General features: G+C 71.4%; 21 protein-coding genes, 1 tRNA gene and 1 other RNA gene. 13 read left to right on the top strand and 10 right to left on the bottom strand.

Going from position 1 to position 20830, the window contains the following annotated elements; all coding sequences use genetic code 11:
• The first annotated feature begins 110 nt into the window (after positions 1–110).
• Entirely contained in the window at positions 111–1085 is a 975-nt protein-coding gene (locus AC27IY_RS47505) for an NADPH:quinone oxidoreductase family protein (RefSeq protein WP_487181935.1), read from the top strand.
• Between the two features lie 16 nt (positions 1086–1101).
• Here AC27IY_RS47505 and AC27IY_RS47510 read toward each other — a convergent pair whose 3' ends face one another.
• Positions 1102–1887: an ArsR/SmtB family transcription factor gene (locus tag AC27IY_RS47510; RefSeq protein WP_344208919.1), complete on the bottom strand. Its 786-nt coding sequence runs from the start codon at positions 1885–1887 to the stop codon at positions 1102–1104.
• Positions 1888–2011: 124 nt separating this feature from the next.
• Here AC27IY_RS47510 and AC27IY_RS47515 point away from each other — a divergent pair, with 124 nt between their 5' ends.
• Complete coding sequence (locus tag AC27IY_RS47515; protein ID WP_364457139.1) at positions 2012–2278, top strand: hypothetical protein; 267 nt, start codon at positions 2012–2014, stop codon at positions 2276–2278.
• A 14-nt stretch (positions 2279–2292) separates the two neighbouring features.
• Here AC27IY_RS47515 and AC27IY_RS47520 read toward each other — a convergent pair whose 3' ends face one another.
• The 5 genes from AC27IY_RS47520 to AC27IY_RS47540 form a co-directional block, all read right to left on the bottom strand.
• On the bottom strand, positions 2293–2883 hold the full coding sequence (locus AC27IY_RS47520) for a DUF6461 domain-containing protein (protein WP_487181936.1): 591 nt from the start codon (positions 2881–2883) through the stop codon (positions 2293–2295).
• Positions 2884–2965: 82 nt separating this feature from the next.
• Positions 2966–3157 (bottom strand): hypothetical protein, encoded by a 192-nt coding sequence (locus AC27IY_RS47525; protein ID WP_487181937.1) that lies wholly within the window; start codon positions 3155–3157, stop codon positions 2966–2968.
• 350 nt (positions 3158–3507) lie between these two features.
• On the bottom strand, positions 3508–4098 hold the full coding sequence (locus AC27IY_RS47530) for a hypothetical protein (RefSeq protein WP_487181938.1): 591 nt from the start codon (positions 4096–4098) through the stop codon (positions 3508–3510).
• Positions 4095–4646, bottom strand: a complete 552-nt coding sequence (locus tag AC27IY_RS47535; protein WP_423451588.1) for an RNA polymerase sigma factor — start codon at positions 4644–4646, stop codon at positions 4095–4097. Before AC27IY_RS47535 ends, AC27IY_RS47530 begins: the two co-directional genes overlap by 4 nt.
• A gap of 419 nt (positions 4647–5065) precedes the next feature.
• Positions 5066–5150: transfer RNA gene (locus AC27IY_RS47540), tRNA-Ser, on the bottom strand.
• Between the two features lie 118 nt (positions 5151–5268).
• On the opposite strand from AC27IY_RS47540, the gene ffs reads away from it, so the two are divergent.
• An RNA gene (gene ffs, locus AC27IY_RS47545) (signal recognition particle sRNA small type) lies at positions 5269–5364 on the top strand.
• A 31-nt stretch (positions 5365–5395) separates the two neighbouring features.
• Positions 5396–7780, top strand: coding sequence for a DNA polymerase III subunit gamma and tau (locus AC27IY_RS47550; protein WP_487181939.1), 2385 nt, complete (start codon positions 5396–5398; stop codon positions 7778–7780).
• A gap of 310 nt (positions 7781–8090) precedes the next feature.
• On the opposite strand, the gene AC27IY_RS47555 is transcribed toward AC27IY_RS47550, so the two are convergent.
• Positions 8091–9602: a helix-turn-helix domain-containing protein gene (locus AC27IY_RS47555; RefSeq protein ID WP_487181940.1), complete on the bottom strand. Its 1512-nt coding sequence runs from the start codon at positions 9600–9602 to the stop codon at positions 8091–8093.
• 349 nt (positions 9603–9951) lie between these two features.
• Between AC27IY_RS47555 and AC27IY_RS47560 the strand changes: the two genes are divergently transcribed.
• The 5 genes from AC27IY_RS47560 to AC27IY_RS47580 all read left to right on the top strand — a co-directional run bounded on the left by AC27IY_RS47560 (position 9952) and on the right by AC27IY_RS47580 (position 13889).
• Complete coding sequence (locus tag AC27IY_RS47560; protein ID WP_020543009.1) at positions 9952–10302, top strand: YbaB/EbfC family nucleoid-associated protein; 351 nt, start codon at positions 9952–9954, stop codon at positions 10300–10302.
• Between the two features lie 2 nt (positions 10303–10304).
• Positions 10305–10904 carry a recombination mediator RecR gene (recR, locus tag AC27IY_RS47565; RefSeq protein WP_091088194.1) on the top strand — a complete coding sequence of 200 codons (600 nt, stop codon included), beginning with the start codon at positions 10305–10307 and terminating at the stop codon, positions 10902–10904.
• Entirely contained in the window at positions 10897–11451 is a 555-nt protein-coding gene (locus AC27IY_RS47570) for a DUF5063 domain-containing protein (protein ID WP_344208908.1), read from the top strand. The genes recR and AC27IY_RS47570 overlap by 8 nt, the downstream gene beginning before the upstream one ends.
• Before the next feature lie 108 nt (positions 11452–11559).
• Positions 11560–12834: an aspartate kinase gene (locus tag AC27IY_RS47575; protein WP_344208906.1), complete on the top strand. Its 1275-nt coding sequence runs from the start codon at positions 11560–11562 to the stop codon at positions 12832–12834.
• Complete coding sequence (locus AC27IY_RS47580) at positions 12831–13889, top strand: aspartate-semialdehyde dehydrogenase (RefSeq protein WP_364457123.1); 1059 nt, start codon at positions 12831–12833, stop codon at positions 13887–13889. Before AC27IY_RS47575 ends, AC27IY_RS47580 begins: the two co-directional genes overlap by 4 nt.
• Positions 13890–13970: 81 nt before the next feature.
• Here the strand turns inward: AC27IY_RS47580 and AC27IY_RS47585 are convergent, their stop codons facing one another.
• Entirely contained in the window at positions 13971–15008 is a 1038-nt protein-coding gene (locus tag AC27IY_RS47585; RefSeq protein WP_487181941.1) for a hypothetical protein, read from the bottom strand.
• Between the two features lie 157 nt (positions 15009–15165).
• Between AC27IY_RS47585 and AC27IY_RS47590 the strand changes: the two genes are divergently transcribed.
• The 4 genes from AC27IY_RS47590 (at position 15166) to AC27IY_RS47605 (ending at position 18720) form a co-directional block, all read left to right on the top strand.
• Positions 15166–15834 (top strand): TetR/AcrR family transcriptional regulator, encoded by a 669-nt coding sequence (locus tag AC27IY_RS47590; RefSeq protein ID WP_329587709.1) that lies wholly within the window; start codon positions 15166–15168, stop codon positions 15832–15834.
• Between the two features lie 81 nt (positions 15835–15915).
• Entirely contained in the window at positions 15916–16893 is a 978-nt protein-coding gene (locus AC27IY_RS47595; RefSeq protein WP_487181942.1) for an LLM class F420-dependent oxidoreductase, read from the top strand.
• Entirely contained in the window at positions 16886–18304 is a 1419-nt protein-coding gene (locus tag AC27IY_RS47600) for an amidase (RefSeq protein WP_487181943.1), read from the top strand. Before AC27IY_RS47595 ends, AC27IY_RS47600 begins: the two co-directional genes overlap by 8 nt.
• 65 nt (positions 18305–18369) lie before the next feature.
• A complete protein-coding gene (locus AC27IY_RS47605) occupies positions 18370–18720 on the top strand; it encodes a YkvA family protein (protein ID WP_423451582.1) in 351 nt (116 codons plus the stop codon).
• Here AC27IY_RS47605 and AC27IY_RS47610 read toward each other — a convergent pair.
• Both AC27IY_RS47610 and AC27IY_RS47615 read right to left on the bottom strand, forming a co-directional pair.
• The gene (locus AC27IY_RS47610; protein WP_423451581.1) at positions 18717–19913 is read right to left on the bottom strand and encodes an amidohydrolase family protein; all 1197 of its coding nucleotides are present in this window, start codon (positions 19911–19913) and stop codon (positions 18717–18719) included. The genes AC27IY_RS47605 and AC27IY_RS47610 overlap by 4 nt on opposite strands.
• A 171-nt stretch (positions 19914–20084) precedes the next feature.
• Positions 20085–20828 (bottom strand): tyrosine-protein phosphatase, encoded by a 744-nt coding sequence (locus AC27IY_RS47615; protein ID WP_423451580.1) that lies wholly within the window; start codon positions 20826–20828, stop codon positions 20085–20087.
• Positions 20829–20830: the final 2 nt, after the last annotated feature.

The following is a 20830-nucleotide window of genomic DNA, read 5'->3' on the forward strand; positions in this document are numbered from 1 at the left end:
AGCAGCATAGAGAGCCACAGGGGGCCGGGCACGGCCGCCCGCCGGTGCGTTAGCTTGCCATCCACGAGGCGACATCGACATCGGCATCGACAGAGAGGCGGGAGCCGGCCATGCGCGCTCTCCTGTGCACCGACACCGGCGACCTGACGAGCCTGGCCGTCCAGGAGGTGCCCGACCCGGCGCCGGGGCCCGGCCAGGTGCTCGTGCGGGTGGAGGCGGCGTCGGTGGACTTCGTCGACACGCTCATCGCGACGGGCGTCTACCAGATTCCGGTGCCGAGGCCGTACGTTCCCGGCAACAACGTGGCCGGCGTCGTGGCGGCCGTGGGGCAGGGTTGCTCCCGGTTCGCGGTGGGCGACCGCGTCCACGGGATGGCGTTCGTCGGGGCGTTCGCCGAACGCGTCTGCGTGCCCGAGGCCCAGTTGCGGCCCACGCCCGGCGGGCTGTCCCCGGACCTGGCGTGCCTGACGGGGAGCACGTACCGCACGGCGTACGACGCGCTGGTGTCCACCGCGCGGATCCAGCCGGGCGAGGACCTGGTGCTCCTCGGCGCCGCCGGAGCGGTCGGGTCGGCGGCCATCGGGATCGGCAGGTCCCTGGGCGCCCGGGTGATCGCCTGCGCGGCCGGCGCCGAGAAGCTGGAGTTCTGCCGGGACCTGGGCGCCGACGAGCTGGTCGACTACAGCGGCGGCGATCTCAAGAGCGCGCTCAAGGAGCTGTGCCCGAAGGGCGCCGGGGTCGTGCTGGACATGGTCGGGGGCCCGTTCTCCGAGCCGGCACTGCGCGCCACCGGCTACGGCGGCCGGTTCGTCGTCGTCGGGTTCGCCACGGGCGAGATCGCGCGCGTCCCGCTCAACCTCGTCCTGCTCAAGGGCTCGATCGTGACGGGCTACGAGATCGGCGACTTCGAGCGCCACCACCCCGACGAGGCGGAGGCCAACCGCCGGGCCCTGGAGTCCCTGCTCACGGACGGCCGGCTCAAGCCGCCCATCACCGGCCGGTACCGCCTCGACCAGGCGGCCGAGGCGATGAGGACCGTCGCGGGACGCGCGAAGCTCGGCATGACGGTCCTGGACCTGACCTGAGGCCGATCCTCGTTGATCAGCCGGGCAGAGGGGCGCCGGTCTCGAGGAGGGTCTTGAGACCGGAGATCACCTCGGGCCACCCCACGCTGACCATCTGCGCGGCGGTGCTGCCCGGTTCGAAGCCGTCGTGGACGACGGTCAGCTTGACCTTCTCGCCGACCGGCTCGATCTCGAACGTGACCTTCGAGCGCCGCTCACCGGCCAGCTTCCCGAGGAACTCCTCGTCCCACCCGAACCGCTGCCCGAGCTCCGGCGTGAAGGTGTGCCAGGTGTACGACAGCCGGCGGTAGGGCTCGGACTCCAGGACGACCTGCTCGGGGTCGCTGATCACCACCCCGTGGTTGTCCCAGGTCATCTCGGACCCGGGCGCCCAGTCGGTCTTGAACGTCGTCGCCCAGTAGCGCTCGGTGAAGGCGGGGTCGGTCAGCGCCTGCCACAGGCGTTCGGGCGTGGTGCCGATGTAGGTCGTGTAGACGAACTCGGGCTTGTCCATCGGGGTCTCCTCCAGAACTCTCTTCAGATCGGCCAGGGCGTCGACCCGGGGCTGGTCGTAGCGGCTGATCCAGCGTTCGGCGATCTCGCTGACGGGCGCGGCGTTGAGATAGTGCAGCTTCTCCCGGCCCCGCCACACGGTGGTCACCAGGTTGGCCGCCTCCAGCACCGCCAGGTGCTTGCTCACCGACTGCCGCGCCATGTCCAGCCCGGCGCACAGCTCGCGCAGGGTCTGCCCGTTACGGGCGTTGAGGCTGTCGAGCAGCCGCCGGCGACTGGCGTCGGCCAGTGCCTTGAATACCTCGTCCATCACGCCACTCCAGATATGCAGCCGATCGGCTGCCTTTTCACCTTAGGCAGCCGTTCGGCTGCATGTCAATGCGCGCCGAGAGAGCGGGGTGAGAAGAAGAGCGCAGCCCCGCCACACTTTCTCTGTGACCGGAGACCGGCCCGGACGTATCAGCCCCGGCGACATCTACGAAGACTGCTCTTTCCACCCCGTGCTCTGCACCTTCAACGACGGCGATCAGATCGAGGGGATTTCCCTGATCGACGCCTCCATGCCGCGCGCCTGCTCCGTCGCCTTCTGCGGGGTGATCAAACTATCCATCGACGACGTCGTCGCGGCGCGCACCGACTGGCCTGCCTACCTCGATCGGCGCAAGGCCGAGTTCGAGCGGGAATCCGGCTCTGAAGCTTGACGAAGCTCCTGGTGTCACAGCGCTTCCGCGCCGAGGAACCGCAGGTTCCGCAGGTCCGTGGAGAGCGAGAGGCCGGTGATGCTGCTGGCCAAGGCGAACGAACTCTCCATCGGGTGGTCGATCCCCGGACCATCGATGTCGTGGTCGGGATCCAGCCCGACCTCGTGCATCTTCATGACGAAACGGTCTGGATCACTGCCCGATCGCTCTTCTGGGAACATCGGGTCGAACGAGACGACCCGCGTGCCGTCGACGATGTAGGCGAAGGTGTCCTCGGCGTATTCGTGGCAGCAGACCGACACGACCTCGGTTCCTCGCGAGACCCGGGCGTAGATCGTGTCGTCGACGGCCATCCGCCATCCCCCAGGCTCGATGACCACGGCCCAGTCGCCGACTCGGGCGGCTCCGATGTAACCGGCCGAGTCGTCCCTCATGCTCTCCGCCGAGCGAAGGTCCACCTCGCCGAACGTCACCCCTTCTTCCATGGTCTCCTCGTCCACGCCGAACCGGCGGAGGGCTTCCTCCGGCGGAAGATCGCGGACGAAGGACACGCAGTAGATCTCACCCAATGTCTCGTAGCCGGGAAAACAGGGTGCCTCGGCCATGGTCGATCCTTCCTTGAGCGCGTGAGCGGCATGGTCGCAGCAAGGGCCGACAAACGGCTTCGAAGGCGCGCAGAACTCCGGCTCAGATCCAGAGGTACAGACCCTGACCGGCACGTACGACCGGGTCCAGCCAGTCGAAGAACTCCTCCACCCACGGGTCCCGCCTCCGTTCCTCCGTGACCGGCAACGGAGGCAGGCGGCGCTTGAAGGCGCTCGGCACCGTACGGCTGAACTCCAGCGCGGCCCGGCCCAGCAGTGCGCCGTGCGCCGTCACCGCCTCTTGGTGCTCCTGCTGCCCGGGCGTCGCTCTGTCGTCGCCGACGGCGCGTGGCGGCGGGCCGGGGCGGGGACGACGGGCGGGGGCGGCAGGGCGAGCACGTGGCGGCGGGCCTCGGTGAAGGCGGGTTTGCGGGTCAAGGCGTTGGTGCGGCCCTCGGTGGCCTGTGCTGCCGCGAGGAGGTCGGCCTGGGTTTGGCGAGCAGGCGGCTACCTACGGCGGTAAATGGCAGGGGATCTTCGCTACTACATGGCCGTTGGAAGCCAGCCAAGTTCCGGCCTCGGCGTCTCTGCCGAGCATGTCCTATCGTGCTGCGACGTGCTGGCCCCAGTGGGTGGGCCGCCCATTCAGCTCCCCGCGGGCGGCTGTCCTGATGTGTCGCTGCCGTCATCGTCCCACTGTGGGTCGTCGCTGACGACGCATGGGCCGACCGCGCCGGGGATCAGGAGCGTGGCGAGCTTCCAGAACACCTTTCCCGTTACGGGGGGCTTCTTTTCATCGGCCTCTTTGCCGGAGAACTCCAGCACCAACGTCTGGTCCTTGCCGATGAGCTGAGGATTTATGTCTAGTCCGCCCTTCTGCATGGTGACGAGCCCGTCCGGCGGGAGGACGCTCACTCCTCTGTTCTTCTCGCACTGCTTGCCGGTTTCGAGGTACGTGATGTCCACGCTGACGCCTGCTTCCCGTAGGTCCTCCTCCAGCCGGTCGGCGTCCTTGAACTCGTGGATCTCGACCCCGACCGTGCCGTCGGCGTTCCTGCTCACGGCGTACGCGGGCGACTCCGTCCCCGTCAGCCCCGGGATCGCGAACGCCGCCGCGGCTGCCAGTGCGGCCACCGCGCCCCCGGCGTATAGCCTGCGGGCGATGCGGCGGCGCCGTTCAGCCCGGAATGTGATCTCGGCTTTGAGGTCCATCAGCAGGTGCTCCTCGTAACTCATCCTGATGCTCCATCCATGACGAAGGGCAGGCTCCGCAATGTCCGGCGAGCGCGGTGCAGGCGTACCTTGGCGGCCCCCTGCCGGATGCCGAGGGCGAGCGCTGCCTCCGCGACCGTAAGCCGGTCGAGGACGACCAGTTCCAGCATGGCGCGCTCACCGTCCGGCAGCCCGGCCATGGCCTTGAGGGCCTGCCTGGCGTGCCGCTCCGCGTCGATGCGCTCCTCGAGCCTGGCGACGTCGTCGGTGTCCAGCGGGCGCCGCCCGCTTACCCGATCGGTCAACCTGTGCTGCTTGAACGCCCGGCGTCGCTCGGCGGAGATCGTCTTGCGGGCGATCCCGTAGAGCCACGCGATCTCGCTGCCCAACTCGGCCCGGTACGTGCTGCCTGAGTCGAGCACCGCCACGAACACCTCCGCCACCAGGTCGGCGACATCGTGCGGGTCGTCGACACGACGGGCGAGGAAACGGGTGACCGCATCGACATGCCGCCGGTAGAAGGCATCGAAGGCCACAGGATCTGTGGCGATCGTTGCCCGTTTGCGAAGCACCGGTGATGCTCCCTTCGTCGATTCACACCCTGCTTGGTGAGAAGCGGCAGAAGAGTTACATATGTCTTTCCCAAGTTCGACAGGTGATGAGGTCACGCACCCTGACGCGGAGGCCCGCTCAAGGCCGCTGGCCTACGGGACGGACGTCTTCACGACGCCGGCCACACCGCCGCCACGGTACTGCTCATCCTCGGCGTGCCCGAGCGCACGGTCATGGCGATCACGGGGTGGTCCGGCTCGGGCATGGCGGCGCGGTATCAGCACGTGACAGACGGCATCCGGCAGACCGTGGCCAAGCAAGTCGGGGGTCTCATCTGGGAGGCAGGCAGGGGCTCTGGAAAGGCCAACTGAGACCCGAATAGCGAAAGGGGCCGACTGGGTAGGGTCGGCCCCTTCGCGTTTACTGCCTCAACCAGGCGCGGAGGATGGGGGATTTGAACCCCCGATAGGTTGCCCTATACACGCTTTCCAAGCGTGCGCCCTCGGCCACTAGGCGAATCCTCCGCCGACGAGCTTACCGGACTTCCAGCGGTGTCCAGACCACCTTTTGCGCGTTGATTGCCGAAGGCTCGCGCGAGGGCCGGAGGTGGAGCGAGCACTGCCGGGTCCGGCTAGACTGTCCTAGGACCCCTCGCGCGGCGTCATCCTGTGAACCTCCCCAGGGCCGGAAGGCAGCAAGGATAAGCGGGCTCTGGCGGGTGTGCGGGGGGTCTCTTTCGTTAGAGCCCCCTCGCAGGCGGGATGGTCGCATGAGCCTTGCGCTTTATCGCAAGTACCGGCCCGGGACCTTCGCGGAGGTCAAGGGTCAGGAACACGTCACCGACCCGCTGCGGCAGGCACTTCGCACCGGCCGCGTCAACCACGCCTACCTGTTCAGCGGCCCGCGCGGCTGCGGCAAGACCTCCAGCGCCCGCATCCTGGCGCGTTCGCTCAACTGCGAGCAGGGCCCGACCCCCGACCCGTGCGGCGTCTGCGAGTCCTGCGTCGCCCTCGCCCCCACCGGCCCCGGCCACCTCGACGTCATCGAGATCGACGCCGCCTCCCACGGCGGCGTGGACGACGCGCGCGACCTGCGCGAGCGGGCGTTCTTCGCCCCCGTCTCCGCGCGCTTCAAGATCTACATCATCGACGAGGCGCACATGGTGACCCGCGAGGGGTTCAACGCGCTGCTCAAGCTCGTCGAGGAGCCTCCGCCGCACCTGAAGTTCATCTTCGCGACGACCGAGCCCGAGAAGGTCATCGGCACGATCAAGTCGCGCACACACCACTACCCGTTCCGGCTCATGCCGCCCGCGACGCTGCGCGCGCTGCTGGAGGAGATCCTCACCTCCGAGAGCGTCCCGTTCGAGCCGGCCGCGCTGCCGCTCGTCGTACGGGCCGGGGCCGGGTCCGCGCGTGACTCGCTGTCCATCCTCGACCAGCTCCTCGCCGGGGCCGAGGAGGACGGCATCACCTACGCCAAGGCCGTCTCGCTGCTCGGCTACACCGACGGCGACCTGCTCGACGAGGTCGTCAACGCGTTCGCCGAGCGTGACGGCGGCAAGGTGTTCCAGGCGGTCAACCGGGTCATCGAGGGCGGCCACGACCCGCGCCGCTTCGCCGCCGACCTGCTCGAACGCTTCCGTGACCTGGTGATCCTGGCGAACGTCCCCGAGGCGGCCACCAGCGGCCTGCTCGACCGGCCGGCCGACGAGCTGGAGCGGCTCGTGCAGCAGGCCGCGTCCATGGGGCCCGCCGAGCTGACCCGGGCCGCCGAGGTGTTCAACGCGGGGCTGACCGAGATGCGCGGTGCGACGTCGCCTCGGCTGCTGCTGGAGCTGATGTGCGCCCGGGTGCTGCTGCCGGGGGCCGCGCAGGGTGAGGCGGCGCTGCTGGCCCGTCTCGAACGCCTTGAGCGCGGCGGCACCGTCGCGGCCATGGCCGCCCGCGCCACCGCCGCGCCCAGCGTCCCACCCACGGCCGCGCCCGGCGTCGCACACACCGCCACGCCCGGCGTCCCAGCCGGTGGGGTCGTGATTCCGCGGCCCGGCGCGGCTTCCGCGCGCCTGGCCGCCGCGGGGCCCGCCTCCGGCGGTGGTTCCGCTGCTCCGGCCCCTGGCGGGCCGCAGGTCGACGCCTCCCCGGATCAGGCGGCCTCGGCGTACGCGGGTGGCGGGGCTTCGGCTGGTGACCAGAGTTCCGTCTCCGCCCCGGTCGCGGCGGACGACTGGCCGGAGCCGGCTCGTCCCGGCGCACCGGCCGCCGCGTCCGCTCCTGCCGCGCCCGCGCCGACCGCTCAGGCTGCGCCCGCGGGAGGCGGGCAGGCCGGGGCCGGGGCGGCGGTCATGCAGCAGCAGTGGCCCGCCGTGCTGGCGGCGCTCAAGCAGCGCAGCATCGTCGTCTGGGCCAACGTGAGCACCAACGCCCAGGTGGCGGGCGTCGAAGGCAACGTGGTCACCCTGGGGTTCAGCCAGGTCGGCGCGATGAAGAACTTCACGGGCGGAGGCAAGGACGCCGTCGTGGCCAGCGCGCTGAGCGACGTGCTCGGCGGGACCTGGCGGGTGGAGGCGGTCGTGGGCAACGGGCCGCCGCCGTCGTCGTCCGGGCGCGGTGGCGGGCGTCCGCCCGCGCAGCCGGCGTACAACCCGCCGCCCGCGCCCAACGTCCAGAGCCCCCCTCCCGCCCAGCAGGGCGGGGCGGGGCACCAGGGCCGTACGTCCTCGCACGCCGGCTCCCAGGACGACCAGGGGGCTCAGGACCCCGGGCAGCCTCCGGCGGCGGCCGTCGCGGTCTTGGCTCCGGCGCGTCCCACCACGGACGAGTCCTGGCCCGACGCCCCGGACGACCCCGGACCTAGCCTGCCGCCGTCGCCGGACCCGACCCGTACAGTGCCGGTCGGCGCCACGCCGAGCGCCGGTCTGGCCGCCGCCCGTTCGGCGGCCAAGGCGGCCGCCCAGGCAGGCCCCCGATCATCGGGAGGCCGGGGCGGAGCGGCCGCCTGGCCGGACGTCGTCCCCGGGCGTGCCAAGGGGCCGGACGCGGACGAGGTCGACCCGCTCAACGACGCGGACGCCGACGTGGACGCGGTCACCGGCATGGCGCTCCTGGAACGCGAGCTGGGCGCCCGCGTGATCGGCGAGATCGACCACACCTGACGGCCCCGCGCCCCCGCGATCGGGCGCATAGACGGACCCGCGCCGCCCCGATCGGCCACGTCTGAAGTTCCGGCGTCCCCTCTGTCGGCTGCACCTGACGGCCCCGCGCCCCCGCGATCGGGCGCATAGACGGGCCCGCGCCGCTTCGATCGGCCGCATAGACGGGCCCGCGCCGCCTCGATCGGCCATGTCTGAAGGTCCGGCGTCCCCGCGACCGACCGCACCTGACGGGCCCGCGCCCCCCTCAATTGACCACGCCCGAACGCCCCGCGGCCCCTCTGCCGACCACATCTGACGGGGCCGTGCCCCCTCAAGGCAGGAGGCGGGTGCGGGCGGCGGCGGCGCGGGCGTCCGTGGGGTGGAGGGCGGCGAGGCGTTCGAGGATCTCGTAGTCGTCGCGGCCGTTGCACGTCTGCGCGTACGCCCACAGGTGCTCGGGCGAGCCGTGGCGGAGGAGGCAGGCGCGGACCTGGGCCTCTAGCTCGTCGCGTTCGCGGCGGATCTCGGGCGACTCGGAGCGCGGCAGCAGGGGCCCCTTGTAGGCGCGGGCCAGCGCCGCCGCGTCCCTGGCGGCCAGGCTGCGGCGCAGGACGAGGAAGTCGGCCTCCACCGGGCAGGCCAGCCGGTACGGCTTGGCGGAGACGGCCTTGCCGAACTGCGCCCGCAGCCGGTGGATCTCGGCCCGGATGGTCACCGGGTTGCCCGCGTCGCCGTACACGTGGAACGACAGCTGCTCGGCCGTCAGCCCGTGGGGGTGGAGCGCGAGGAGGGCCAGGATCTCGGCGTGGCGGAGCGACAGGGCGCGCTCGTGGTCGCCGAACGTGATGGACGGCACGCCCTCGCCCAGGAACGACAGGGTGAGCGTGGCCGGCGCGGCGGCCGGGACGGTGCGGAGGAGGTAGCCGTCGGAGAACGGCTCCAGCACGGCCATGCTGCCGTCGCGCAGGATCATGCGCTGCCCGGACGGCCTCGGGCGCTCGCCGCCGGAGGCGGGCAGCCGGAGCAGGCCGCGCCCGCCCCCCGGGAGGCGCTCCGAGGGCGGCGCGGTGTCGTCCCAGAGCGGCACGCGCTCGCCGAGCCGCCCGCCGGGGTCGCCGGAGATGACCCGGCCGGTGGGGGAGAGCAGGACGCCCGGCCGCACCCGCAGCGACTCGTAGCGCCGCCGCAGCCGCTCGTCGCGCTCGTGCACGCGCAGCGCGAGCTGGCTCTCGGCGAGCTTGGCGGCCGCCCCGACGAGGGCGACCGTGGCCGGATGGAGCGAGCGGGAGAGGCCGCTGACGTCGACGCAGCCGATGATCCGGCCGGAGTCGGGGTCGGTGATCGGGGCCCCGCTGCACGACCACACGCGCAGCACCCGCATCAGGTGCTCCTCCGCGTAGACGTGCACGGGACGGCCGGCGGCGAGTGCGGTGCCGATGCCGTTGGTGCCGACCGCGGACTCGACCCATGCGTGCCCGTCGGACAGCCCGACCCGGTCGGCGCGGTGCAGGACCGCGGCGCCGCCGTCGCGCCACAGCACCCGGCCCTGCCCGTCGCTGACGATCATGATGTGACCGGTGCCGCCGATCAGGCCGGAGAGGGTGGTGGCGAGCAGCGGCAGCAGGGGGTGCAGCGGATGGGCGCGGCGGATGTCGTCGAGCTGGGCGGGATCGCAGACGAGGGGCGCGCCGCCGGCCTCGACGTCGACCCCGGCGGCCAGGGAGCGGCGCCAGGAGTCCCGGATGAGGTCGCGGGGCGGGTCGGGCCAGGCCCGGCCGGCGGCCGCGGCGTCGTGGGGCCCGTGGAGAAGGCGGGAGCAAGCGTCGGGAGGGGCGTAACTCATCGGTCACTCCAAGTAGTCACCTAGAGCATCCGCCCTGCGGCCGGGCTGCGCAACCCGATCGGCGATGGCGGAGGGTGCCCGGACGAGCGCAACGTGTGTGCAACGTTGGATCGCCTAGCGTTCTGGCCCGACGCGTCGGCGTGGTGCGGCCGCTCCGCCGGCGTGATGGCCGGGTCTCGGACACTGGAGGGGGGCCGGGATCCGGCCAATAACACCACGGTCAGCACCACGGTCATGGCCCGCGAGCGGGCCGGTGACGAAACATGGGGCGTCCCGCAGTGCATGTCGCCGCCCAAACACCGTAGGCTCGTGGCAGTCACGAACGCGGAGCCACGAGGAGCGCACGACGGTGAACCCAGGGGATGTCAACCTGCAGCAGCTGCTGGAGCAGGCCCAGCTCATGCAGCAGCAGCTCGTGAGCGCCCAGCAGGAGCTCAACGACGCGCAGATCGAGGGCTCATCCGGCGGTGGCCTGGTGACGGCCGTCGTCAACGGATCGGGCGAGCTGCTGGAGCTGAAGATCGACCCGAGCGTCATCGACGCCGCGGACCCGCAGGACACGGCCGACACGATCGCCGACCTGGTGATCGCGGCCGTCCGCGACGCCGTGCGCGCGGCGGCCGACCTGCAGCAGGAGAAGCTCGGCCCGCTGGCGCAGGGGCTGGGCGGCGGCGGCCTCGGACAGTTGCCAGGGTTCTAGGCATGTACGAAGGGGTCGTCCAAAACCTGATCGACGAGCTGGGCCTGCTGCCCGGCGTCGGTCCCAAGAGCGCGCAGCGGATCGCGTTCCACCTGCTCGCGGCCGATCCAGCCGACGTCAAGCGGCTGGCGCACGCGCTGCTGGAGGTCAAGGAGAAGACCCGCTTCTGCCGGGTGTGCGGCAACGTGGCCTCCGAGGAGGAGTGCCGCATCTGCCGCGACGCGCGGCGCGACACGCACGTGATCTGCGTGGTCGAGGAGCCGAAGGACGTCGTGGCGATCGAGAAGACGCGCGAGTTCCGCGGCACCTACCACGTGCTCGGCGGCGCGATCAGCCCGATCGACGGCATCGGCCCCGACGACCTGCGCATCCGCGAGCTCATGACCCGCCTGGCCGACGGCCGGGTGACCGAGCTCATCCTCGCCACAGACCCCAATCTCGAGGGTGAGGCGACGGCGACCTACCTCGCCCGTCTGGTCAAGCCGATGGGCATCAAAGTGACACGACTGGCCAGCGGGCTGCCCGTCGGCGGCGATCTGGAGTACGCCGACGAGGTGACCTTGGGCCGCGCGTTCGAAGGACGGAGGCTGCTGGATGTCTGACGAGTGGAGCACGCTCGCCGAGGAGATCTCCAGGCACGCGCAGGACTACGTGGACGGGCTGACGAGAGTCGCCGGCGGCGAGGGCGGCGACGCCATCTGGTCGCTGCTGCTGGTCGAGGTCGCTCAGGTGAGCCTCGCGGGGGCCAAGCTCGGCGCCAACCGTGACGTCATCCTCTCCGGCAACTACGAGCCGCCGATGAGCGAGGACCCCGACATCGACGGCGTGCGCACGGCGCTGGCCGAGCGGCTCGGGCCGGTCGACGACTACGCGGAGGTGTTCGACCCGTACAAGGACACGGGCGTCACCCCCTACCGGCTGTCCGACGACCTGACCGCGGTCGCCGCCGACCTCATCCACGGCCTGCGGCACTTCCGCGCCGGGCGGCCGCACGAGGCGCTGTGGTGGTGGCAGTACTCCTACTTCAACACCTGGGGCAACCACGCGGGCGCCGCGATGCGGGCGCTGCAGGCGCTGGCCGCGCACTCGCGTCTCGACGTGGCGGAGGAGTCCACCCTCGACGCCGCGGGGGAAGCGACCGCGGTCTGAAAGGCCCGCAGTTACCGGGCATATCGGTCCACATAGTGGTATGACGCAGCAAGAACATGAGACGACCCAAGTAGACTGGCAGCTCAAAGTCCGAACCGGGAGACTCTCGTGGCGCTCGTTGTGCAAAAGTACGGTGGTTCGTCCGTCGCCGACGCGTCCTGCATCAAGCGGGTCGCGCAGCGGATCGTCGCGACGAAAAAAGCCGGCAACGACGTGGTCGTGATCGTCTCCGCGATGGGTGACACGACGGACGAGCTGCTCGACCTGGCCGAGCAGGTGTCGCCGCTGCCTCCGGGCCGCGAGCTCGACATGCTGCTGACCTCGGGCGAGCGCATCTCGATGGCCCTGCTGGCGATGGCGATCGCCAACCTCGGCCACGAGGCCCGCTCGTTCACCGGCTCGCAGGCCGGCGTGATCACCGACTCCACGCACGGCAAGGCGCGCATCATCGACGTGACGCCCGGCCGCATCCAGGAGGCGATCGCCCAGGGCCACATCGCGATCGTGGCCGGGTTCCAGGGCGTGTCGCAGAACACCAAGGACATCACCACGCTGGGCCGCGGCGGCTCGGACACCACGGCGGTGGCGCTCGCGGCGGCGCTCGACGCCGACGTGTGCGAGATCTACACCGACGTGGACGGCATCTTCACCGCCGACCCGCGCATCGTGCCCCCGGCCCGCCAGATCCCCAGGATCTCGTACGACGAGATGATGGAGATGGCCGCCTGCGGCGCGAAGATCCTGCACCTGCGGTGCGTCGAGTACGCCCGCCGCTTCGACCTGCCGATCCACGTCCGGAGCTCTTTCAGCACCAAGGAAGGGACGTGGGTCGTCTCCGACCCTTACACCGAAGGAACCGAGATGGAGCAGCCGATCATCTCCGGCGTCGCGCACGACCGGAGCGAGGCCAAGATCACTGTTGTCGGGGTGCCCGACAAGGTCGGCGAGGCTGCCTTCATCTTCAAAACGCTGGCCGACGCCGAGATCAACATCGACATGATCGTTCAGAACGTCTCGGCCGCGGCCACGGGCCGCACGGACATCTCGTTCACGCTGCCCGCCGCCGACGCCCAGACGGCGCTGAGCGCGCTGAAGAAGATCCAGGAGCGCATCGGGTTCGAGTCGCTGCTCTTCGACGACCAGATCGGGAAGGTGTCGCTGATCGGCGCGGGCATGCGCTCGCACCCCGGCGTCACGGCGACGTTCTTCGCGGCCATCGCGGACGCGGGGGTCAACATCGAGATGATCTCGACGTCCGAGATCCGCATCTCAGTGGTCGTCGGGCAGGACGGCGTCGACGCGGCCGTGGCGGCCGCGCACCGCGCCTTCGATCTCGACGCCGACCAGGTGGAAGCAACGGTGTACGGAGGTACCGGACGATGAGCAGGCCCAATCTCGCGCTGATCGGCGCCACCGGTGCCGTGGGCACCGTCATGCGCGACATCGTGTCGACCCGCGAGGACATCTGGGGCGAGATCCGCCTCGTGGCCTCCCCGCGCTCGGCCGGCAAGGTGCTCCAGGTGCGCGGCGAGGACGTCGTGGTGCAGGCGCTCGCGCCCGAGGTGTTCGACGGCATCGACATCGCCATCTTCGACGTGCCCGACGAGGTGTCGGCCGTGTGGGTGCCGATCGCGGCCGAGCGCGGCGCGATCGCCATCGACAAGTCCGGCACGTTCCGGATGGACCCCGACGTGCCGCTGGTGGTGCCCGAGGTCAACCCGCTCGACGCCCGTCAGCGCCCCCGCAACATCATCTCCACGCCCAACTGCACGACGCTGTCGATGATGGCGGCGATGGGCGCGCTGCACGCCGAGTACACCCTGACCGAGCTGGTCGTGGCCTCCTACCAGGCGGTCTCGGGCGCGGGCGTGGCCGGCTCGGCCCGCCTGTACGACGAGGTCGAGGCGCTGGCCGGCGACCGCTCGATCGGCCAGGCGGCCGGCGACGTGCGTAAGGCGCTGGCCAACAAGCTGCCCGAGGAGTCGCCGTTCCCCGCGCCGATCGCGTTCAACGTGGTGCCGTGGGCCGGCTCGCTCAAGGACGACGGCTGGGCCTCCGAGGAGCTGAAGCTCCGCAACGAGTCCCGCAAGATCCTCGGCATCCCCGACCTCAAGGTCTCGGCGACCTGCGTCAGGGTGCCGGTGATCACCACGCACTCGCTGGCCGTGCACGCGCGCTTCGAGCGCCCGATCACGGTCGCCGACGCGCACCGCGTGCTGGAGGCGGCGCCGACCGTGGTCCTCATGGACGACCCGGCCAACGGTGTCTACCCGACGCCGCTCGACGTCGTGGGCAACGACCCGACCTACGTCGGCCGCGTCCGTCAGGCGATCGACTTCCCCAACACGCTCGACCTGTTCGTGTGCGGTGACAACCTGCGCAAGGGCGCCGCGCTCAACGCGGCGGAGATCGCCGAGCTGGTGGCGGGCGAGCTGTAGTCGCGCTTCAGTGGTGGACGTCGCACGACCGGTGCGGCGTCCACTCGCGTTCACGTCCACTGTCCGGGTCCCGTGCGTCTGTCACCGGAACAGGATGTCCCAGTGGTCGCTCTCGTTCGCGAACGTCGTGCCCGAGGGCGAGCGGTAGAGCCGGGCGCCGTCGCCGCGCACTCCTGATCGCTGGTAGTTCTTCGTGATGTACTGGTCGATGCAGGAATTGTGGCCGATGTCGAGCTTGTAGCCGTTGCCGTGGCTGAACTGGCCGGGCGCGTGGCCGTCCTCCGTGCCGCCGGTCACCAGGATGGGGCAGTGGCTCTCCTGCTTGAGCTGGATGATCTGGGCGACCGTGCCGGTGCGCACGTTGTCCAGCGAGGTGCAGTGGTGGTGGTGCTTGCTCGTGCAGTTGCCGGTCGACTTGGTACGCAGCCCGGCGGTCCTGAGCCAGCCGTCCGCCGTGGCGTGCGACATGCGGATCGACGCCTGGCGGGGCAGCACGCGCGTGAGGTCCACGCGGGCCTGCTTGTCGAGCACCTTGGCGCGGCTGTGGACGACGGGCCGGCGGGCCTTCGGCATCCGTACGACGGCGGTGCGGACGGGGTCGCGCAGGGCCTCGGCCAGCGAGCGGCCGGCCTGCTCCAGCGGGCCCGTCAGGGTCTCCGCTTCCGTGCTCGCCGAGTGCTCGCGGTTCTCGCCAGGCAGCCACGCGGGCTCGCCGGCGGCCTGCGGGAAGCCGAGGTCGCTCCGCGGGACGCGGATCTCGCCGAGCGGCGCCCACCCGTCTCCGTGCGGGGCCCACACGTCGCCCTGCGGGAGGCGGGCGTCGCCGTGCGGTGGCCCGCCACGGCCGTCGTGCCCCTCCAGGCGCTGCTGGAGAAGCGCGAGGCGGTCGAGGGCCGCGCGGTCCGTCCGGGACTCCAGCGCGTTCGCGAGCGCCGTCAGGAAGGCGGGCTGCTCCGGCTGCGGTGTCCCGTAGCGGGTTTCTGTGTCGGTCGTGCCGTCCGCAGCCCGCGTCCCTCCGGGGTGGGACGCGGCGGCGGCGGCCGAAGCCGATGCGATTATGGTGATCTCAATGCCGAGGAGCGCGACCACGGTGAGTCGAGCTGTTCCACGTATCCACATGTCGATGCCTTTTTCGCGGAAATAGCCCTTCCGCCACAAACGACAATCCCACCATTCACCTGAGATAACTCCCGCCGCGGACGCAACTTTGCCTTGTGGCGGTGATCACCGTGCGGCTCCATGACTGAACCGCGTTTCACGACGTACAGTGACGAACGTGTCCGAAGCCCGAAACCGAGGATCGGAGAGCACCCGAGAGGTCATCGTCGAGACGGCCTTGCGACTGTTCAGGGAGCGCGGCTTCGACAGGACCACGATGCGCGCCATCGCCGCCGAGGCCGGGGTGTCCGTGGGCAACGCCTACTACTACTTCGACAGCAAGGAGGCGTTGATCCAGGCGTATTACGACCGCGCCCAGGCCGAGCACGAGGCGGCCTGTGCGGAGTTCCTGGCCACCGAGCGATCGTTCGCGGCCAGGCTCAGCGGGGTGTTGCGCGAGTGGGTCCGCGTTTCCGAGCCGTACCACGAGTTCGCCGTGAAGTTCTTCAAGCACGCGGCCGAGCCGACCAACCCGCTGAGCCCGTTCAGCAAGCAGTCGTCGCCGGCGCGTGAGGCGTCCATCGCGCTCTACCGCGAGGTCGTCGAGGGGTCGGCCGATCGGATGAACGCCGAGCTGCGCGAGGAGCTGCCCGAGCTGCTGTGGCTGCTGTCCATGGGGATGGTGCTGTTCTGGGTGCACGACACCTCGCCGGGGTGCGCGCGGACGTACCGGCTGATCGAGGTGACGGTGCCGCTGGTGGACCGGCTGGTCGGGTTGTCGCATCTGCCGGGGCTGCGGGGGATCACGCAGGACTTCATCGCGGCCGTGCACGAGCTGCGGGCCTAGCGGGGGCCTGGCGGGCCTAGGGGGACATACCAAACGGTTGGTATGGTCGCCTCGTCGGAACATCATTCTGGAGGCGCGCCGATGACGCAGAACTGGGGCATGACCATCCCCTTCTACGACCGCTCGCTCGCGAGGTCACGGGAGCTGATCGCCGAGCTGCCCGGGCTCGGCTACACGGACGCGTGGTCGGCCGAGGTCAACGGCGTGGACGGGTTCACGCCGCTCGCCCTCGCCGCCGAGTGGGCGCCCGAGGTCCGGCTGGGCAGCGCCATCGTCCCCGTCTCCACGCGCGGCCCCGGGCTGCTGGCCATGTCCGCGGCCACGGTCGCCGACCTCGCGCCCGGCCGGTTCGTGCTCGGCATCGGCGCCTCCTCGCCGGCGATCGTCGAGCGCTGGAACGCCGGCACGTTCACCAAGCCCTACGCCCGCACCCGCGACACCCTGCGCTTCCTCAAGAAGGCCCTGGCGGGGGAGAAGGTGACGGAGGCGTACGAGACGTTCGAGATCAAGGGCTTCAAGCTGGAGCGGGCGCCGAAGACCCCGCCGAAGATCGTGCTGGCCGCGCTGCGCCCCCGCATGCTGCGCCTGGCGGCCGAGGAGGCCGACGGCGCGATCACCAACTGGCTCTCGCCCGCCGACGTGCGCAAGGTGCGCGCCGAGATCGGGCCGGGCACCGAGCTGATCGCCCGCCTGTTCGTGTGCGTGAGCGAGGACACCGACAAGGTCCGCGAGCTGGCCCGCTGGATGCTGGCGAGCTATCTGACCGTCCCCGTGTACGCCGCCTTCCACGACTGGCTCGGCCGCGGCGAGCTCCTGCGCCCCATGCACGAGGCGTGGGCGGCCGGCGACCGCCAGGCCGCGCTCAAGGCCATCCCCGACGAGGTGGTGGACGACCTCATCGTGCACGGCGACGCCGCCACCTGCCGGGCCAGGATCCGCGAGTACGTGGCCAACGGCCTCGACACCCCCATCCTCGCGCCCATCCCCGGCGGCGAGATCCCCATCGAGCAGGCCGTACGCGACCTGTCGCCCAAGGCAGGGGAGACGGACCGTGCATGACGCGCTGAGGCTGGACGCGGTCGGGCAGGCCGCGGCGATCAGGAACGGCGACCTGTCGCCCCGCGAGCTGGCCGAGGCCGCCATCGCCGCCATCGAGGCCCGCGACGGCGAGCTCAACGCGGTCGTCTTCCCCCGGTTCGAGCGGGCGCTGGCCGAACTGGACCGCCTGCCGCGCGAGGCGCCCTTCGCCGGGGTGCCGATCCTGCTGAAGGACCTGGGCTGGCGGCAGGCGGGCGAGCCGTACGCGGCGGGCTCTGCGGTCCGTGACAGCGTCGAGGACGCCCGGGACGGCTACGGCGTGACGCGGCTGCGCGAGGCCGGGTTCGTCATCCTGGGGCGGACGAACACGCCCGAGTTCGGCAGCACGATCACCACCGAGCCGGCGGCGTTCGGGCCGACCCGCAATCCGTACGATCCGGCGTACTCGGCGGGCGGCTCCAGCGGCGGCTCCGCGGCGGCCGTGGCGGCCGGCATGGTGGCGCTGGCGACGGCGAGCGACGGCGGCGGCTCCATCCGCATCCCCGCGTCCCTGTGCGGCCTCGTGGGGCTCAAACCGTCGCGGGGGCGGGTCAGCCTCGGCCCGGCGCTCGGCGAGGGCTGGAGCGGCTTCTCCTGCCCGGGATTCGTCACCAGGACCGTACGCGACACCGCCGCCGCGCTCGACGTGGTCGCCGGGCTGCACGCGGGCGACCCGTACGACGCGCCCGCGCTGCCCGGCCCGCTGGCCGCCGAGGCCGGACGCGACCCCGGACGGCTGCGCGTCGGCTACCTCACCGCCCACCCCAGGGCCGACGTCCCGGAGGCGGCCGAGCCGGCGGAGGCGGTCACCGCGGCGGCCGCCCTGCTGGAGTCGCTGGGCCACGACGTGACGCCCGGCGGCCCTGAAGCGCTCGCCGACCCGGACTTCCCCTCCCACTTCGGCGCGATCGTGGCCGAGAACCTGGCCGCCACGGTCGACGGGCTCGGCGAGCTGCGCGGCAAGCCGGTCGAGCCGGAGGAGCTGGAGCCGCGCAACGCCGCCATGGTGGCCGCCGCGCGCAGCCGCAGCGCGGCGCAGCACCTCCGCGCCACCCAGTGGGTGGACGCCTTCCGCCGCCGCATGGCCGCCTGGTGGAGCGCCGGGCACGACCTGCTGCTGATGCCGTCGCTCGGGGTCGCGCCGTTCCCGCTCGGCTGGATCCCGTCCGACGACCTCACCCTCGCGCTCGGCCGTACGGCGCACGCGGTCGCGTTCACCTCGCCGATCAACGCGACCGGCCAGCCGGCGATCTCCCTGCCGCTGCACCGGACGGCCGCCGGGCTGCCCGTCGGCGTGCAGCTCGTGGCCGCGTACGGGCGGGAGGACCTGCTGGTCCGGGTGGCGGCCCAGATCGAGCGGGCCCGGCCCTTCGCGCACGACGCCATGCGGTGATCGACAGGAACCTCTCACCCCGGCGTCGCGTTATATCGTGAAAAGCCGGGGGTAGGGGGTTGGACATGATGGCTAAGGCAGCACGGGCAGCGGCGGCGTGGCGTACGTACCGCGAGGTGACCAAGCCTGGATCGCCCGCTCTGATGACCAGGGTGCGCGCCATCCCGCGCATGGTGCGCGCGGTGATGCGCGGAGAGTACGGCGGCATGGGCAAGGGCCGGCTCGGCCTCATCGCCCTCGGCGTCGTCTACATCATCTCGCCGATCGACGTCATCCCCGACTTCCTCACCCTGATCGGCGTCGCCGACGACTTCGGCGTGTTCCTGTGGCTGGCGACCGCGCTCCTCGGCGAGAGCGGCCGCTACGTCGAGCACGAGCGCCGGATCATCCTGGGTCAGGTGGAAGGGGAGGCCTAGATCTCCTCCATACGCAGCCAGGCCCGCGACGGCAGCGGGTGCCCGAACAGGCGGGCCGCGTTGCCGTAGGCCACCCGGGCGATGTCCGCGGGCGGCAGCGGGCCGAGGTTGCGCGAGACGGCCTTCTGCGTGTCGGGCCAGGTCGAGTCGGAGTGCGGATAGCCGCTCTCCTGGAGCACGTGGTCGAGCCCGACCGCGAGCCGCACCCCCGACAGCGCGTGGTCGTCGCGGGTGCCGAAGAAGAAGTTGCGGCGCAGCACCTCGCTCGGCTTGAGCCCGCCGTCCCACGACGCCTCGCCCGCCACCGGGTGGTCGAGCGCGTAGTCGGCGCGCTCGGCCAGCAGCGGCAGCCAGCCCACGCCGCCCTCGACGATGAGGATGCGCAGTGCGGGGAAACGCAGCGGCAGCCCTGACCACAGCCAGTCGGCGCAGGCGAACATGGCGGTGGTGGGCATCAGCGTGGTGATGGCCTCGATGGGCGTGTCGGGGGAGGGCACGGGCGACCACGAGGAGTCGCTGGTGTGCAGGCACACGACGGTGCCGGTCTCCTCGCAGGCGGCGAAGAACGGGTCCCAGTGGCCGGTGTGGATGGACGGCAGCCGCAGCCGGTTGGGGAACTCGGGGAAGACCACGGCCTTGAAGCCGCGCGCGGCGTTGGCCCGGATCTCCTTGGCGGCCACGTCGGGATCGGGCAGCCACGGGAGCTGCAGGCCGATGACCCGCTCGGGATAGGTGCCCGCCCACACGTCGATGTGCCAGTCGTTCCACGCGCGGACCAGCGCGAGGCCGAGCTCCTGGTCGCGGGTCCTGGCGAACGGCATGCCGGCCTGCTGGGCGAGCATGCCGGGGAAGCACAGCGCGGCCCAGATGCCGGCCACGTCCATGTCCTGGACACGGGCCTCGATGTCGTGGCAACCGGGGCGCATGTTCTCGAAGCGGACCGGGTCGAGCGTCCACTGCTCGCGGGGCAGCCCCGCGCCGACGTCGATGCCGGCGCACGGGTAGGTGGCGCCGCCGTAGCGCCAGACCTGGTGACCCGCCTCCGTCTCCACGACCTTGGGCGCGACGTCGGCGTATTTCTCCGGCAGTCGGTCTTCGAAGAGGTCGGGCGGCTCGATCAGGTGATCGTCGGCTGAGATGATCACGTAGTCGCGCCGCCGGGGTTCGGGGTCGGGGAGCAGCGGCGTAGTCACGCAGGTAACCGTACGACGACGGGATAACGTCGAACAAGCTGCGACGTATCCGTTGGGTATCCGAAGCCGAGGCCCGGGATCGCCGGGGAGGGGGATCGCCGGACGATCCCGGGCGTTCGGGTCCGCTTGTTCCGGCGAGGGATGCTGCTCGCGCGGACCCTGCCGCGCCCTCTACCCCTGCGGGCGGGGTTCAGTCAGCAGGTGCCGGCGCAGCTCCTCGGTCGCGGCGGGGGAGAGGCCCACGACCTGCGAGACGTACCGTTCGGGCGAGCCGTGCCTGGCCGTCAGATCGGTCAGGAAGAAGCGCATCGCCTCGGCAGGGGCCAGCCCGAAGCCCGGCCAGAGGGCCGCGTCGGGGTGCCGCCGCCGCCAGTCGGCGATGAAGCGCTCGGTGGCGAGGCCGGTGAGCGCGTAGTCGGCCACGATGTCGTCCTCGCTCACCCCCGCGAGCGAGAGCACCAGCGCGGCCAGCACGCCGGTGCGGTCCTTGCCGGCCGCACAGTGGATCACCACGGGCGCGTTGCCGGCGTCGGCGATCATCTCCAGCGCGGCGCGCAGGTTGTCCACGCCGTCCTCGGTGACCTCCAGATAGCGGTCGGCGAGGTAACGGGCCACGCCGAGGGCCTCGTCGTAGGCGTTGACGTCCCAGCGGCGGCCCTCGATGGGCAGGTTGTGGTAGCGCTGCCCCTCGCTCTCCGGGACCCGCCCCATCCTCTCGATCTCGAACGGGTGGCGCAGGTCGATGACCGTACGCACGCGCAACGCGCGGAAGGCGGCCAGGTCGTCCCGGTCGAGCCAGCCGAGCGAGTCGGCACGGTAGAGCCGCTGCCACCGGATGGCGCGGCCGTCGGCGGTGGGGTATCCACCCATGTCGCGGAAGTTGCACAGGTTGGCGAACTCGATGTGCCGGATCACCC

Source organism: Nonomuraea sp. B208, from assembly GCF_057536035.1.